Genomic DNA, 14,038 nt, shown 5'->3' on the forward strand with positions numbered 1-14,038 from the left:
GGGTGGTGTTTCTACCCCCCCCCCGGTTTGTTGGGGGCGAAAATGGAAGGGGCCCAACACCCTTGCCCCCGCCCCCCCCGCCCGGGCGCCCGCCCCCCCGTCTCCCGCGGCGGGCTCAGCCCGTGGTCAGCATGCCCTCCCGCAGTCGGCCCAGCAGCCGGGAGATCAGCCGGGACACATGCATCTGGGAGACCCCGAGGCGCTCGCCGATCTCCTTCTGGGTGAGCTCCTCGACGAACCGCCAGTGGATGATCCGGCGGTCCCGTTCGTCCAGCTCCGCGATCATCGGGGCCAGGGCGTGGAAGTCGTCCACCAGCGCCAGCGCCGCGTCGTCGGTGCCGATGAAGTCCGCCAGCGCCGACTCGCCGTCCTCGCTGCCGTGGATGGCCGCGTCCAGGGAGGCCGAGTTGTAGCCGTTGGCCGCGACCCGGGCCTCCACGACCTCGTCCTCCGGCAGGCTCATCAGCTCGGACAGCTCCTTGGTGGTGGGGTTGCGGCCCAGCCGGCTGCGCAGCTCCTCCGAGGCGCGGGCGAGCTGGACCCGGGCCTCCTGGAGCCGCCGGGGCACGTGCACCGCCCAGGAGGTGTCACGGAAGAAGCGCTTGATCTCCCCCACGATGTACGGCACGGCGAACGAGGTGAACTCCACCTCACGGGTCAGCTCGAAGCGGTCGATGGCCTTGATCAGACCGATCATGCCGACCTGGACGATGTCCTCCATCTCCTCCGGCCCACGGCTGCGGAACCGGCCGGCCGCGAAGCGGACCAGGGACATGTTCATCTCGATCAGGGTGTTGCGCGCGTACTGGTGCTCGGGAGTGCCCTCCTCCAGGTTCGCCAGCCGGTCGAAGAAGACCCGCGACAACTCCCGTGCGTCCCTGGGCGCCACCTTGGACGGGTCCGCGATCTCCGGCATGCCGGTGCTGCGCCGGGTGTCCTCGGTAACCCGCACGGTCGTCGTCATCTGTTCCCTCCCGCGAATCCGGTCGGCCACGCCGCTTTCCTTCACCGGCCGACGCTCACCCGCCTACCCCGGCTCCCCGCCCGCATACCTGCCTCTTCCCGCCCGGCCGCCCGCTCCCCCTCCCGCCCTCCCCGTCCGGCCCCCGCGCCCCGCCCGTCCCACCGGCCGGGGACGGGCCGTGCGACACGGCCGAAGCGGGGAACCCGGCAGGGAAGCGGCGTCCCGGGACAGGGACGGACGGCGACGGAAGGGATGGCGGGACATGTTCGAAGCCGAGAACATCAGGGAATGGCGGGGGCACGACGTCGTCGACAGCGGCGGCCGCAAGATCGGCACCCTGGAATCCATCTACGTCGACACCGCCACCGACCGGCCGTCCTTCGCCGCGGTCACCGTCGGACTGCCGACGCGGCGGCGCCTGGTCTTCGTACCGGTGGAGAAGGCCACCGTCGGACCGGGCTACGTGAAGGTCACCTACGACCGGGGACTGGTCAAGGACGCGCCCGGCATCGATCCGGACGGCGAGCTGCTGGCCGAGGCCGAGAGCGACGTCTTCGCCCACTACGACCTGCCCTACCAGCAGGGCAGCCGGGGCGAGCGCCGGCTCGCGCGGCGCTGAGCCCGCCGCGAGGACGCGGAAGGGGAGACGGGGACGGCCGTGACCCTGTTCCCGCTGTCGCTGCTCGTCGCCGTGGCCCCGGGACTCGTCGGCGTCGTCGTCGAGGGGGCCCTCTGCCTCGTCGTCATCGGCGTCGTCGTCCTGGTGGCCGATCCGGTCCTGCCCGGCGCGCGCGTCGGCCGCCGGGGGCCCGCGCGTTGACCGGCCCGACCGGGCGGCGGCACGGTGGCCCCGGCTCCGGTGGGCGCCCGTACGCGGTGGCCCTCACCTGAAAAGGGGCCACCGCCCGTCGTGCACCGGAACGGGGGCCACCGCTCCGTGCGGGGTGACCACCCCGCACGACGGGCGGTCACCCGGTGCGCGGGGCGGTCAGGAGATCTCCGCGCCGCGCTCGGCGGCCTCCGTCTCGGAGGTGGCGCCGCCCGTCGCCAGGGCGCCGCCCGCGCTCTCCAGGTGCGCCCGCACAAACCACTGGAACTGCTCCAGGTCGCGCAACTGGCCGATCAGCAGGTCCTCCGTGGCCGTGTCGATGTCACCGGCCTCCTTCACCGCGGCGCGCATGCCCTCGACGACCCCCGTGTACACCAGGTCCAGCGCGCCGAGGTGGGCGATGGCGTCGGCCCGTCCGATGGAGTAGTCGTCCCAGGTCCGCTCGGAGACCAGCGCCCCCGGCGTGCCCTGGGCCACCCCGCCGAGCGCCGCGATGCGCTCCGCCACGTCGTCGGCCATCTCGCGGACGCTGTCGACCTGGGGGTCGATCATCTCGTGCACGGCGATGAAGTGCGGGCCGATCACGTTCCAGTGCACGTGCTTGAGGGTGAGGTGGAGGTCGTTGAAGGCGTGCAGCCGCATGCGCAGCACGCCGATCAGCCGCCCGGCGGCCTCGCGCGCGATGCCGGGGACCGTGTACTTCGGGGTCAGATCGTGGGTCATGTCGGACCTCAGCTCCTGATGCGTTGTGTGCGGGTTGTGCCTGTTCACGCGTGCCCCGGTTCGGCGCGGGCAGACATCCCGGCGGCACCGGACGGGCCGGATTTCGGCCATTGGGCGGACGGGCGCCGGGCCGCCGGGGCCCGACCCGCCGGTCACCGGTCCCCGCGGTCCCCGGGTGCCCGGGGCGGGCGCGCGTGGCCGGATCGGGGCGGACGGGGATCCGCGGAGCCTAGGGTGCTCGTTCATGACGGGCTCCCCTTCCCCCCGCGCCGGCTTCGGCGGCGGGGCACTCTGGCGCGACCACCGGTTCGTGCTGCTCTTCGGCGCGCGGGTCGTCTCCGTGCTCGGCAACGGTTTCGCACGCGTCGCGCTGGCCTTCGCGGTGCTCGCGCTGCCCGGGGCCGGTCCCGGCCGGCTGTCGCTGGTCCTCGGCTGCCAGGCGGTGCCGCAACTGCTGTTCATCCTGATCGGCGGAGTGATCGCCGACCGGATGTCCCGCTCGCGGCTGATGGTCCTGGCCGACGTGCTCGGCTGCGGGGCGTACGCGGGACTGGCCGCGATGGTGCTCACCGGCCACGCCCCGCTGCTGGCGATGTGCCTGCTGGCGGTGGCCGCGGGCACCGCGACGGCCCTGTTCGCCCCGGCGATGGAGGGGGTGCTGCCCTCGCTGGTCCCGGCCGACCGGCTCCAGCGGGCCAACGGCCTGCTGCGGATGGGCACCAACACCTCCCTGCTGCTCGGCCTGTCGCTGTCCGGAATCACCGTCGCCCTGGTCGGCGCGGGCTGGGCGCTCGCCCTCAACGCCGCCTCGTTCGCCGTCAGCGGCCTGCTCACCGCCCGGCTGCGGGTGGCGGCGGTGCCCAGGGCGGCGTCCTCGGGCTGGGCCGATCTGCGCGAGGGGCGCCGCGAGTTCTTCTCCCGGCAGTGGCTGTGGGTCGTGGTGGCGCAGTACGCCGTCGTCGTCGCGGCGCTCAACGCCAACGCCGGGGTGCTCGGCCCGCTCATGACCGAGCAGCACCTCGGCGGGGTACGGGCCTGGTCGGTGATTGTGGCCGCGCAGGCCGTCGGCGCCGTCGCCGGCGCGGGCCTCGCCGCGCGGGTGCGGGTGGACCGGCCGATCCTGGTGGCCGTCCTGTGCACCTTCCCGGCCGCCGTGCCGCCGGCCCTGCTCGGGCTCCGGGCCCCGGTCTGGACGATCGCGGCGGCCATGTTCTGCGCCGGGATCGCGGGCGACGTCTTCGGTGTCCTGTGGGCCACGACCGTCCAGCGACGCGTGCCCGAGGAGGCCCTGTCCCGGGTCAGCTCCTACGACCTCTTCGGCTCCCTCGCCCTCGCCCCGCTCGGTCTGCTCGTCGCCGGGCCGGTGGCGCAGGCGGTCGGCACGGCACCGGCTCTGCTCGGCTGCGCGGCCCTGGTCGTGCTGGCCACGGCCGCGGCCCTGCTCTCACCGCAGGTACGGGGCCTGCGCGCCGAGGCGGACCCGGCGCCGGGGGAGCCGCCCTCCGGCCCCGCACCCGCCGACGTCCCGCCGGCCGGCGTCGCGCTCACCGCCGCCCCGCCCGCGGCGGCCCCCCTCACGGCCACCGGGCCCGAGGACGCCGCCCGGACCGGCACGGAGTCCGTCGGGGCGGAGACCCCGGCGGGGGTGCCCCGGGCCCGCGGCGGTGCGGGGCCGGCGGAGCGGACGGAGGACCCGGAGCGTCCGGAGACCCGGTGACGGGGCGGACGACGGGGAGGCCGGGGGCGGGGCGGGACCGACCGATCCGGCCGGTCCGGTGAGAGCGGTGGGACCGGGAGGCACCGGCCTCGGGACGGGGCACTCCGCCGCTGCCGGACCCGCCGCGCGTGCGCCCGCCCCCGGAGCCCGGCCCGCGCTCCTCCGCCTCCGCCGCGCGGGCCCCGCGTCCCCCTGGCGGACGGCTCCGGCGCCCCAGGGCGCACGGTCCGGCGCGCATGAGCCCTGTACGCGCCCCCGGGGAGCCACGGACAATGCGCCGGACCGGGGACCACCCGTCCGGCGGCGGCCCCGGCGCCCCCACCGCCTCCAGGGAAAGGCAGGCCGATCACCGTGCTGCTGCGACTGCCCACGTCCGTGACCGAGGCGAGGGAATGCCTGGCCGACGGAGCCGTGCCCATCGGCGGGGCCACCCTCCTCTGGGCCGCCTGGCAGCGGGACGGCTTCCCCGAGTCGGCCATGTCCCTGCGCGACCTCCCGGAGGCGAACCGTGTCGAACCCGGGGCGCTGGGCGCGGCCGTGGTGCTGCACCGGATCGACGACCGGGTGCCCGACGTACTGCGCCTGGCGGCGGGCTCCGTGGGCACCGGGGCCGTACGGCGCACCGCGACGGTCGGCGGCAACATCGTGGGCAGCGCCCTGCGGTGCCTGCTCCCGGCGGCCCTCGTCCTCGACGCCACCGCCACCGTGCTCGGACCGGACGGCGCGTACGACACCGATCTCGCCGAGGTGGTCGCGAAGCGCGGGCTCCTGCTCGGCCTGCGCTGGAACACCCCCCTGGCCAGCGGCTACGCCAAGGCGTCCGCGGCGGCGGGCGGTCCGCCGCCGCTGGTCGTCGCCACCGCGGTGCACCCGGGGCCCGGGGGCGGGCGGCGGCTGCGGGTGGCCGTCCGGGACGGCTACGACGTGCTCGACGCCGGCGTCCCGTGCGACGGGGGAGCGGAGCGGGCCCTCGCCGCGCTGGACGGCACCGGCCTCGCGGCCCTGCCGTCCGGCGCCCGGGAGATGATGCGCCGGCGGGTCACCGACATCCTCGCGGAGCCGCCCGGACGGTGAGGGGGCCGCCGCGACGGCGGGCGGCCCCGGGGACGGTGACGGCGCGACCCCTCGGCCGCGCCGTCCGTACCGCCGCCCCTCCGGGTCAGCCGTTGGCCAGTTCCTTCACCCGGTCCAGCGAGCCGTTGAACTTGTCGTGGTCACCGACGGTCGGCCCGGACGACGTGTACTGCCACATCGTGTGGAACGACCACCCGGACGGCAGGGGTCCCACCGTCGCGGCGTACCGGGCGATCCACAGCGGGTTGACGGAGCCGAAGCCGCTGTAGTCGCCGGTGCACTGCGTCCACCAGTTGGTGGAGGTGTAGATCACGGCGTCCCGGCCGGTGCGTTCCCGGTAGCGGTCCAGGAAGGCGCGGATCCAGGAGACCATCTGACTCTGCGTCCGGCCGTAACAGGTCGCCCCGTACGGGTTGTACTCGATGTCGAGCACGCCCGGCAGGGTCCTGCCGTCCTTCGACCAGCCTCCGCCGCGGTCGACGAAGTAGTCGGCCTGGGCGGCGCCGCCGGCGGTGTCCGGTGTCGCGAAGTGGTACGCGCCGCGGATCATGCCCACGTCGTACGAGCCGTTGTACTGCTGGGTGTAGTACGGATTGCGGTAGGAGGTGCCCTCGGTGGCCTTCACGTAGGCCCACTTGACCCCGCTGTTCCAGAGGGTCGACCAGGCGACGTTGCCCTGATGGCTGGAGACGTCCACGCCCTCCGTCTGGGTGACCCGGGTCTCCACCGGGAGGCCCCGCACCCCCTCGTGGGCGAGGACGCCGCTGCCCATGTGGGCGGTACCTCGGACGGGGGTCCCGCCGGCATCGCCGGCCGACGCCGGAACGGCGCACAGGGACAACAGGAGTGACGGGGCGGCGAGCAGGGCGCTCGACATGAGGACACGGGAGTGGCGGGAAGCCACGGCTATGGGTTCGCGCATGCCCCCATCCGAGCCGCTGTCGGGCCCGTCCGCATCCGCACTCACCCGGACGGAGGCCCCCGCGCGCACCCGGCGGTGCCCGGAACCCGTCGCCGCGTCAGCGGTGGACGCGTCCGCTCCTGAGGAGGGGTCAGCCGCGTGCGACGGCCCCGGGGCGGTGATCGCGCCGACGGAGGAGGCGTCCGCGGCGACGCCCGCCCCGGACCGGGGAGCGGGGCGTCGCGGACGCCGGGCGGGCCCGGACGGCGACGGCGCGCGAGGCCCCGGCGGGCGTCCCGCACCCGGCCTGACCTGGACGGCCCCGGCCGCGCGCGCCGGTACGGCGGTACGGCCGGGGAGCCCGGCGGGGCGGGGCGGCCCGGCGGAGGCGGGCGCCCGTGGGCGGGGGCACCGCCGGCCGGGAGGGCACCCCGGAGAGCGGGGGAGGGGCGGCCACCGGGGTCCACCGGACTTCCGGCCGCGGGGCTCCGGGCGGGGTCCGGGCCGCGCCGGCGGCGGGGGCGGCACGGTGGTCACCCGGCCGCGCCGCGTATGACCCGGAAGGGTAACGCCACCGGCCCCACGCCTCCGCCGTCCGTTCCTCAGGTGCGCCGCACCGGGCCGCATGTGCCCCGCACCCGCCCGTCAGGTCCGGCGGGTCCGTCGGCGCCCCCGCGCACCCGCGGACCGTGTCCCGCACCCCGTCGCGGCCCCCGGTCGAGCCGCCCGGTCGGGCCGTCGTCGGCCCGGAGGCCACGTGACGGGTGCCCCGGGAACGCGGTGGGCGGGGCGACGCGGCCCCGGGAGCGCATGACCAGAACGCCTGTATCACACCGGTTCGTTCGAGTGCCGAAAATCCGGGGAAGTTCGCTCCTGCGCGGGGGCCTGGGGGCGATCCGGCCACGATGAGCATCCGTCTGACTACCATGAGCCACATCCCGCCGCCCGTGAGTGACCGGTCGCCCGGCGGGACCGCCCGAGCCGCCGCGACACATGCCGAGACGCATGCCGAACGGCCCCGCACTCCAGGACCCGAGGGACCGCGGAATGTCAGCCCCTGCACCCCCCAGCCCACCCCGGACCCGGCACTCCGGCCGCTCCGCGCCCACCCCGCTCCTCGTCGTGCTGCCGGCCGCCGCGGCCGCTGCCGGGGCCGCCTGGGCGGCGGCGCCCGGCGCCGCCAAGGGCTGGACGGCCACCCTCGCCGTGACGTCCTGGCTCTGCGTCGCCGTGGTCGTCGGCCTCAGCTCCCGCCTGATCCGCCGGGCCCACCGCACCGCCGCCGAGCGGACCGCGGAGAACGTCGCGCTCAAGGCACAGCTCGCCCACGAGAACGCCGGCTGCCTGCACCTCGCCAACGTCGTCCTGCCCGGGGTCACCCGGCGGCTGCGCGAGGGAGCGGGCGCCGACGAGGCCGTCGCGGGCGCCCCCGCCGTCCCCGGCCCCCATCTGCGCCAGGTGCTCCAGAGCTACGCCTCGCTCGCCGAGGACGCCGTACGCCGGACCGGGGAGGCCGACTCCCGCCACCGGACCGCCCGGCACGAGCTGACCCTGATCACCACGGAGCTGGACCACCTGACGGGCCGCACCCTGCCCGGGGCGGTGGCCCGCCTGCGCGACGGCACCTCGGCCCAGCACGTACTGGCCGATCTGGACTGGCCGCAGAGCGGCCGGCTGCGCGCCCTGTCCGATCTGTTCGTCCGGGAGCTGGCCCACAGCGAGCGGCGCACCGCCGCGGCGCAGGCCGCCTCCGCCAAGTCCCTCAGCCGCGTCCAGGCCAAGGCCGTCAGCATGCTCGCGGACCTCCGCGAGATGCAGGACCGGCACGGCGAGGACGTCCTCGGGGACCTGCTCCGCCTCGACCACAGCACCTCCCAGCTCGGCCTGATCACCGACCGCCTGGCGGTGCTGATGGGCGGCCGCGCCAGCCGGGCGTGGAACAAGCCGATCGTCATGGAGAACATCCTGCGCGGCGCCGTCGGACGCATCGCCGCCTACCGACGGGTCCGGATGCACTGCTCCACCCGCGCCGCGATCTCCGGGTACGCCGCCGAGGGCGTGATGCACCTGCTGGCCGAGCTGATGGACAACGCCGCCAACTTCTCGCCGCCCATCGACGAGGTCCACGTCTACGTGGAGGAACGTACCGCCGGAATCGTCGTCACCGTCGAGGACAGCGGCCTGCGGATGGCCGAGGCCGCCATGCACCACGCCGAGGAGGCCGTCTCCGGACGCTCCACCGACCTCGCGCAGCTCCAGGGCACCCGGCTCGGCCTCGCCGTGGTCGGACGGCTCGCCGCCAAGTACCGCATCGGCGTCAGCTACCGGCCCTCCTCGCGCGGCGGCACCGGCGTGGTCGTTCTGCTGCCCCCGCAACTCCTCGCCCAGCAGCGCGAACCGGTCCCCGTCGGCGCCGGACGCACCCCCGCCGCGGGCACCCCCACCGGCGCCCGCGGCCGGGGCACCGGTCCCGTCCCCGCCCCCGGGGCCTCCCCCGTGCCCGCCCCGGCCGCCGGGCACCTGCCCGTCATCCCCCGCCCGGCGGCACCGCCGGACAGCGCGCCGCACCCCCTGGACACCGTGCCCCCCGCCCGTCCGGTGCCGACCGGCCTGCCCGAACAGCAGGACCGGCACCACCGCCCCGCCACCCCCGGCGGCCTGCCCGTCCGCGCCCCCGGCCGCACCATGGCCGAGGCCGAGCGCGAACGCGGGCAGCAGCCCCCCGCCGGCTACGACCCCACGGCCCGGTCCCCCTACCCGGAACCGCACGACCGTGTCCCCGCGGTGCCCCGCGACGCGGGCTCCCGCTTCGGCGCCTACCACCGCGGTCGCCTCTCCGGTGCCGCCGGCTCCCCGCCCGGGGGAACCCCGCCGGCCACCGAACCGCCCGCCCCGGCCTGAGGGCCGTCCCCCGGCGCCCTCGCATCCTTCGCGCTCCTGAGAATGGAGGACCGGGCCGGTGACCGCCCCGCGCACCACCGTCCCACCACCCGTCATGCAGACCACCGACAACAGCCTCACCTGGCTCCTGCAGAACCTGCTCGACCGCACCCCCGACACCCGCCACGCCCTGGTCCTGTCCCGGGACGGCCTCAAACTCTGCTGGACCGAACACCTCGCCCTCGACCAGGCCGACCAGCTCTCCGCCATCTGCTCCGGCATCCAGGCCCTCGCCCAGGGCGCCTCCGTGGAGTTCGGCAACGGCACCGGCGGGGTCCGGCACTCCATGACCGAGTTCCACGGCGGACTGCTCTTCATCGTCGAGGCCGGACAGGGCGCGCACCTCGCCGTCATCGCCGCCGAGGACGCCGACCCCGGCGTCGTCGGCCACCAGATGACCGAACTGGTCGACCAGATCGGGGACCATCTGCGCGCCGAACCCCGCCATGCCCGGAGCGCCTCCTCGTGACCCGCAGACCCGTGGACACCGGCGAACCCCAGCGGCTCTACACGGTCACCGGCGGACGCAGCCGCGCCGACGACGCCTTCGACCTCGTCACCCTGGTGGTCAGCGAGTGCGCGCCCACGGCCGGCATGCAGTCCGAGCACACCGAGATCCTCGACCTGTGCCGCCATCCGACGGCCGTCGTCGAGGTCGCCGCCGAACTCGGACTGCCGATCACCGTCGTCCGCATCCTCCTCGGCGACCTGCTCGCCATGGGAACCATCACCGCCCGCCATCCACGCCTGGGGCAGTCCGTCGCGTCGCACCCCGATATCGACCTCCTCAAGGAAGTGCTCCATGGGCTCCGCAACCTCTGAGAACCGGGGAACCGCCGGCGGCCGCACGCCCCTCACCGACGCCGCCGAGACCGGACTGAAGATCGTCGTCGTGGGCGGCTTCGGCGTCGGCAAGACCACCCTGGTCCGCTCCGTCAGCGAGATCCGCCCCCTGAACACCGAGGAGGTGATGACCCAGGCCGGGATCGGCGTCGACGACACCGGCGGCCTCACCGCCAAGACCACCACCACCGTCGCCTTCGACTTCGGGCGCATCAGCCTCAACGACCGGATGGTGCTCTACCTCTTCGGCGCCCCCGGCCAGGAGCGCTTCTGGTTCCTGTGGGACCGGCTCTTCTCCGGCACCCTCGGCGCCGTCGTCCTCGTCGACACCCGCCGGATGGACGACTCCTGGTACGCGATAGACCGGCTGGAACACCACCGCACCCCGTTCGTCGTCGCGGTCAACCGCTTCGACGGGGACCTCGCCCGCCACCCCCTCGACGAGATCCGCCAAGCGCTCGCCCTGCCGGGCCACGTCCCCCTGATCGACTGCGACGCACGGGTGCGCGCCTCCGGCAAGAACGTCCTGGTCACCCTCGTGGACCACCTCTACCAACAGGCCCTCGCGCAGGAGAGCGCATCGTGACCGAGACCCGTCCCGCCCCCGCAGGTGCCCCCGCCCCGGGGTGCCCCGCCCACCGCGACGCCGTGCACCTCGCCGGACTGGAGTACCAGCAGACACCGTCCGAGCTGTACCGCGGCCTGCGCGCCCGGCACGGCACCGTCGCCCCCGTGCTCCTCGACGGCGGCATCCCCGCCTGGCTGGTCCTCGGCTACACCGAGGTCAGCTATGTCACCGGCCACGACGAGCTGTTCGCCCGCGACTCCCGCCGCTGGAACCAGTGGGACTCCATCCCCGCCGACTGGCCGCTCCTGCCCTACGTCGGCCACCAGCCGTCGGTGCTGTTCGCCGAGGGCGAGGAGCACCGGCGGCGGGCCGGCGTGATCACCGGCGCCCTCGCGGGCGTCGACCAGTTCGAGCTGGCCCGCGACTGCCGCCACCTGGCCGACCGGCTCATCGCCGCCTTCGCCGGCAGCGGGCAGGCCGAGCTGATGGGCTCCTACGCGCACGCCCTGCCGATGCGCGCCGCCGTCCGCATCTGCGGCATGCCGCACGGCGGCGCCGACACCCGGCAACTCGTCGACGACCTGCGGATCTCCCTGGACGCCGCCGACGGCGACGACCCCGTGGCCGCCTACACCCGCGTCGGCGAGCGCATCCACCGGCTGGTCCGGGAGAAGCGGGAGCGGCCCGGCCCCGACGTCACCTCCCGGATGCTGACCCACCCGGCGGGACTCACCGACGAGGAGATCGTCCAGGACCTCATCTCCGTGATCGCCGCCGCCCAGCAGCCCACCGCCAACTGGATCGGCAACACCCTGCGCCTCCTGCTCACCGACGAACGCTTCGCGCTCAACGTCTCGGGCGGCAGGCTCAGCGTCGGTGACGCCCTCAACGAGGTGCTGTGGCTGGACACCCCGACCCAGAACTTCATCGGCCGCTGGGCCGTGCACGACACCCAGCTCGGCGGGCGGCAGATCCGGGCGGGCGACTGCCTGGTCCTCGGGCTGGCCGCGGCCAACACCGATCCGCAGATCTGGCCCGAGGCGCACGTCGGCGCGGAGAACTCCTCCCACCTCTCCTTCAGCAACGGCGAGCACCGCTGCCCCTACCCGGCCCCGCTGCTCGCGGACGTCATCGCGCGCACCGCCGTCGAGACGCTGCTGGAGCGCCTGCCCGACCTGGTGCTGGCGGTGGAGCCGGGGGAGCTGACCTGGCGTCCCTCCATCTGGATGCGCGGTCTGGCGGCCCTGCCCGCCCGGTTCACCCCGTCGGTGGTCGCCTGACCCTCCGGCCCCCGCCGCCCGGTCCGGCGGCCCCCGTCCTCCGCCCCGGCGGCCCCGCCCGCCCGTCGCGGTGACGCGGCGCGCCCGGTGCGGGCTCGGGGGCCGGACCGGGTTCAGGCGGCGCGGGGGGTGAACCGCACAGGCAGGGTGTGCGGGCCCCGGGTGAACACCCCGCGCACCGTCACCGCCGCTCCCTCGGCGAGCCGTACGTCCGGCATCGCGTCCAGCAGATGGCCCACCCCCGTCTCCACCTCGGCCTTCGCCAGCAGCGCCCCGACGCAGAAGTGCCGCCCCAGGGCGAACGCCAGGTGGTCGGCGGCGGCCGAGAAGGCGGTCGTCGCGGTGAGGTCCTCCCGGAACACGTCGAAGCGGTCGGGCTCCCGGTAGCGGCGCTCGTCGCGGTTGGCCGCGCCGATCAGACAGGTGACGGTGGCACCGGCCGGGACGGTGCCCCCGGCGATCGACACCTCGGTCGCCGTCTGGCGCATGATCATGTGCACCGGCGGCGACCAGCGGAGCGTCTCGGCGAACGCCCGGGCTATCAGCGTCCGGTCGGCGCGCACCGCGGCCAGCTGGTCCGGGTGCGCCAGCAGATTGGCGAAGATGCCGGCGATGGCCTTGTCCGTCGTCTCGCCGCCCGCCGACAGCAGCAGGCTGCAGAACGCCTTGACCTCCTCGTCGCTCATCCGCACGCCGTCTATCTCGGCGGCGCACAGCGTCGAGAGCAGATCGTCCCCCGGGTTCCTCCGGCGCTCCTGGATGACGGGGATCATGTACTCGGCGAACTCCATCCGGGTGCGCAGCCCGGCCGCCGCGACCTCGGGGTCGCCGGAGAGGTTGCCGAGGAAGGCGACGATCGAGGTGTACCAGTGGTGGAACCGCTCGTACTCGCCCTTGTCCAGGCCCAGCATTTCGGCGATGACGTTGACCGGGAAGCGGGTCGCGTAGTCACCGACGAGGTCGGCCCGGCCGGTGTCCCGGAAGGCGTCTATCAGCTCCCGTGAGTTCCGCTCGATCACCGGCATGAACCGGTCCCGCAGCTCCGACCCCCGGAACGCGGGCGCGACCAGCGCGCGCCGCACCGCGTGCGCGCGCCCGCTCAACTGGAGGATCGTCCGGCCGTGCACGGGTTCAAGCTGCCAGTCGTAGTTCTCGGTGGTGAACTCGCCGTCCCGGTCCTTGAAGACGCGTTCCACGTCCTCGTAGCGCGAGACGATCCAGCTCCGGGTGGCTTCGTGCCAGAAGAGGGGGGCGCTGTCCCGCATCACGCGGTACGCCGGGTAGGGGTCGGCCCCGAACTCGGGGGAGAGGATGTCGATGGCCCGCCGCGTGGTGGTGGACATGGTGCTCCTCGGTCGACAACAGCCTGTACCGCACAGGGTATTGACGACCCGTCGGATCGGACAGACCGCGCGCGGCGCTCCGTGGCGCACGCCGGTGGCGCGGACGGCGCACGGGGCGGATGGGGCCGCGGCGGCGTCCGGGCCGTGCGACGGGCCGCCGTCGCGGGCCGGTCGGCCGGTCGGCGGCCCGCCTTCCGGGGCGCCTCCGGACCGGCCCGGAGGCGCCCCCTCCGCCGCCCCTGCGGGTGTCCGGGGCGGGGATCGGGGCCGGGGCGGCACTCGGTGCGGCCGGGAGGTGTGGGGCGGCGGTCGTCGGGTACTCGCCGTTTCGGATGGTGTGGGTACATGGCGGCACGGCAAGGGACGGCCGTGCCGCCACCCGCGCCCCGGCACCGGTCCGGAGGCGTTGTCAGTGGCGAGTGCGACGCTGGTCGGCATGGATGAGGCGGAGTTCATGCGGGGCCGGGTGTACGGCGCCGACCACGACGATCCGGGGCCACGGGCGGGGCGCAGCTACGCCCAGCTGATCGGCGGCCCGCTGGACGGCCTGCTCCTGGACATCACGCACACACCCGTGGAGGAACGGGGCCGAGGGGTGTCGCTGGTGACGGAACTGAGCCGCTACGGTCCGGGGGGCCGGGCCGCGTACGCTCCCCGGCCGGGCGACCCGGCCCGCTTCGACTGGCGCGGTGACACACCCTGACGCGCGCCGGCGGCACCTGACCGACGGTGGCTCCACGCCCTGCCGGGCGGCGGCCCGCAGGACGCCGGTGGAGGAACGGTGCTCCCCGCGCGCCGGCTTCCGCGACGAGGCCGGACACCGGGCTCCGCGATGGAGGCCCGGTGGGCCGTGGCC

At 75.3% G+C, this 14,038-nt stretch carries 14 protein-coding genes; 10 read left to right on the forward strand and 4 right to left on the reverse strand.

The window, feature by feature from the left end; translation table 11 throughout:
• Positions 1 to 115 precede the first annotated feature (115 nt).
• Positions 116 to 964, reverse strand: coding sequence for an RNA polymerase sigma factor SigF (locus ACZ7LB_RS29310; RefSeq protein WP_471472284.1), 849 nt, complete (start codon positions 962 to 964; stop codon positions 116 to 118).
• Between the two features lie 262 nt (positions 965 to 1,226).
• Between ACZ7LB_RS29310 and ACZ7LB_RS29315 the strand changes: the two genes are divergently transcribed.
• Positions 1,227 to 1,583: a PRC-barrel domain-containing protein gene (locus ACZ7LB_RS29315; RefSeq protein WP_471472286.1), complete on the forward strand. Its 357-nt coding sequence runs from the start codon at positions 1,227 to 1,229 to the stop codon at positions 1,581 to 1,583.
• A 39-nt stretch (positions 1,584 to 1,622) separates the two neighbouring features.
• Positions 1,623 to 1,784, forward strand: coding sequence for a hypothetical protein (locus tag ACZ7LB_RS29320; protein WP_471472288.1), 162 nt, complete (start codon positions 1,623 to 1,625; stop codon positions 1,782 to 1,784).
• A 168-nt stretch (positions 1,785 to 1,952) separates the two neighbouring features.
• Here the strand turns inward: ACZ7LB_RS29320 and ACZ7LB_RS29325 are convergent, their stop codons facing one another.
• A complete protein-coding gene (locus ACZ7LB_RS29325; RefSeq protein WP_471472290.1) occupies positions 1,953 to 2,516 on the reverse strand; it encodes a Dps family protein in 564 nt (187 codons plus the stop codon).
• Positions 2,517 to 2,760: 244 nt separating this feature from the next.
• Between ACZ7LB_RS29325 and ACZ7LB_RS29330 the strand changes: the two genes are divergently transcribed.
• Together ACZ7LB_RS29330 and ACZ7LB_RS29335 are read left to right on the forward strand one after the other, a co-directional pair.
• Positions 2,761 to 4,233 (forward strand): MFS transporter, encoded by a 1,473-nt coding sequence (locus ACZ7LB_RS29330; RefSeq protein ID WP_471472292.1) that lies wholly within the window; start codon positions 2,761 to 2,763, stop codon positions 4,231 to 4,233.
• 351 nt (positions 4,234 to 4,584) lie between these two features.
• Complete coding sequence (locus tag ACZ7LB_RS29335) at positions 4,585 to 5,307, forward strand: FAD binding domain-containing protein (RefSeq protein WP_471472294.1); 723 nt, start codon at positions 4,585 to 4,587, stop codon at positions 5,305 to 5,307.
• Positions 5,308 to 5,392: 85 nt separating this feature from the next.
• Here ACZ7LB_RS29335 and ACZ7LB_RS29340 read toward each other — a convergent pair whose 3' ends face one another.
• The gene (locus ACZ7LB_RS29340) at positions 5,393 to 6,229 is read right to left on the reverse strand and encodes a lysozyme (protein WP_471472296.1); all 837 of its coding nucleotides are present in this window, start codon (positions 6,227 to 6,229) and stop codon (positions 5,393 to 5,395) included.
• A gap of 1,026 nt (positions 6,230 to 7,255) precedes the next feature.
• On the opposite strand from ACZ7LB_RS29340, the gene ACZ7LB_RS29345 reads away from it, so the two are divergent.
• The 5 genes from ACZ7LB_RS29345 to ACZ7LB_RS29365 all read left to right on the forward strand — a co-directional run bounded on the left by ACZ7LB_RS29345 (position 7,256) and on the right by ACZ7LB_RS29365 (position 11,839).
• On the forward strand, positions 7,256 to 9,109 hold the full coding sequence (locus ACZ7LB_RS29345) for an ATP-binding protein (protein WP_471472298.1): 1,854 nt from the start codon (positions 7,256 to 7,258) through the stop codon (positions 9,107 to 9,109).
• A gap of 94 nt (positions 9,110 to 9,203) precedes the next feature.
• A complete protein-coding gene (locus ACZ7LB_RS29350) occupies positions 9,204 to 9,617 on the forward strand; it encodes a roadblock/LC7 domain-containing protein (protein WP_471472431.1) in 414 nt (137 codons plus the stop codon).
• Entirely contained in the window at positions 9,614 to 9,970 is a 357-nt protein-coding gene (locus ACZ7LB_RS29355) for a DUF742 domain-containing protein (RefSeq protein WP_471472301.1), read from the forward strand. The genes ACZ7LB_RS29350 and ACZ7LB_RS29355 overlap by 4 nt, the downstream gene beginning before the upstream one ends.
• Positions 9,951 to 10,577 carry a GTP-binding protein gene (locus tag ACZ7LB_RS29360; protein WP_471472303.1) on the forward strand — a complete coding sequence of 209 codons (627 nt, stop codon included), beginning with the start codon at positions 9,951 to 9,953 and terminating at the stop codon, positions 10,575 to 10,577. Before ACZ7LB_RS29355 ends, ACZ7LB_RS29360 begins: the two co-directional genes overlap by 20 nt.
• Entirely contained in the window at positions 10,574 to 11,839 is a 1,266-nt protein-coding gene (locus ACZ7LB_RS29365) for a cytochrome P450 (protein ID WP_471472305.1), read from the forward strand. Before ACZ7LB_RS29360 ends, ACZ7LB_RS29365 begins: the two co-directional genes overlap by 4 nt.
• Before the next feature lie 113 nt (positions 11,840 to 11,952).
• Here ACZ7LB_RS29365 and ACZ7LB_RS29370 read toward each other — a convergent pair whose 3' ends face one another.
• Complete coding sequence (locus tag ACZ7LB_RS29370) at positions 11,953 to 13,182, reverse strand: cytochrome P450 (protein ID WP_471472307.1); 1,230 nt, start codon at positions 13,180 to 13,182, stop codon at positions 11,953 to 11,955.
• A 436-nt stretch (positions 13,183 to 13,618) separates the two neighbouring features.
• Here ACZ7LB_RS29370 and ACZ7LB_RS29375 point away from each other — a divergent pair, with 436 nt between their 5' ends.
• Entirely contained in the window at positions 13,619 to 13,885 is a 267-nt protein-coding gene (locus ACZ7LB_RS29375; protein ID WP_471472309.1) for a hypothetical protein, read from the forward strand.
• Positions 13,886 to 14,038: the final 153 nt, after the last annotated feature.

The organism is Streptomyces sp. NPDC107521, from assembly GCF_055598485.1.

Excerpts from the sequence above, each read along its gene's own strand:
- ACZ7LB_RS29315 (WP_471472286.1), top strand. The coding sequence starts at position 1,227 with ATGTTCGAAGCCGAGAACATCAGGGAATGGCGGGGGCACGACGTCGTC.
- ACZ7LB_RS29375 (WP_471472309.1), top strand. The coding sequence starts at position 13,619 with ATGGATGAGGCGGAGTTCATGCGGGGCCGGGTGTACGGCGCCGACCAC.
- ACZ7LB_RS29350 (WP_471472431.1), top strand. The coding sequence starts at position 9,204 with ATGCAGACCACCGACAACAGCCTCACCTGGCTCCTGCAGAACCTGCTC.
- ACZ7LB_RS29340 (WP_471472296.1), bottom strand. The coding sequence starts at position 6,229 with ATGCGCGAACCCATAGCCGTGGCTTCCCGCCACTCCCGTGTCCTCATG.
- ACZ7LB_RS29370 (WP_471472307.1), bottom strand. The coding sequence starts at position 13,182 with ATGTCCACCACCACGCGGCGGGCCATCGACATCCTCTCCCCCGAGTTC.
- ACZ7LB_RS29325 (WP_471472290.1), bottom strand. The coding sequence starts at position 2,516 with ATGACCCACGATCTGACCCCGAAGTACACGGTCCCCGGCATCGCGCGC.
- ACZ7LB_RS29360 (WP_471472303.1), top strand. The coding sequence starts at position 9,951 with ATGGGCTCCGCAACCTCTGAGAACCGGGGAACCGCCGGCGGCCGCACG.
- ACZ7LB_RS29330 (WP_471472292.1), top strand. The coding sequence starts at position 2,761 with ATGACGGGCTCCCCTTCCCCCCGCGCCGGCTTCGGCGGCGGGGCACTC.
- ACZ7LB_RS29345 (WP_471472298.1), top strand. The coding sequence starts at position 7,256 with ATGTCAGCCCCTGCACCCCCCAGCCCACCCCGGACCCGGCACTCCGGC.
- ACZ7LB_RS29310 (WP_471472284.1), bottom strand. The coding sequence starts at position 964 with ATGACGACGACCGTGCGGGTTACCGAGGACACCCGGCGCAGCACCGGC.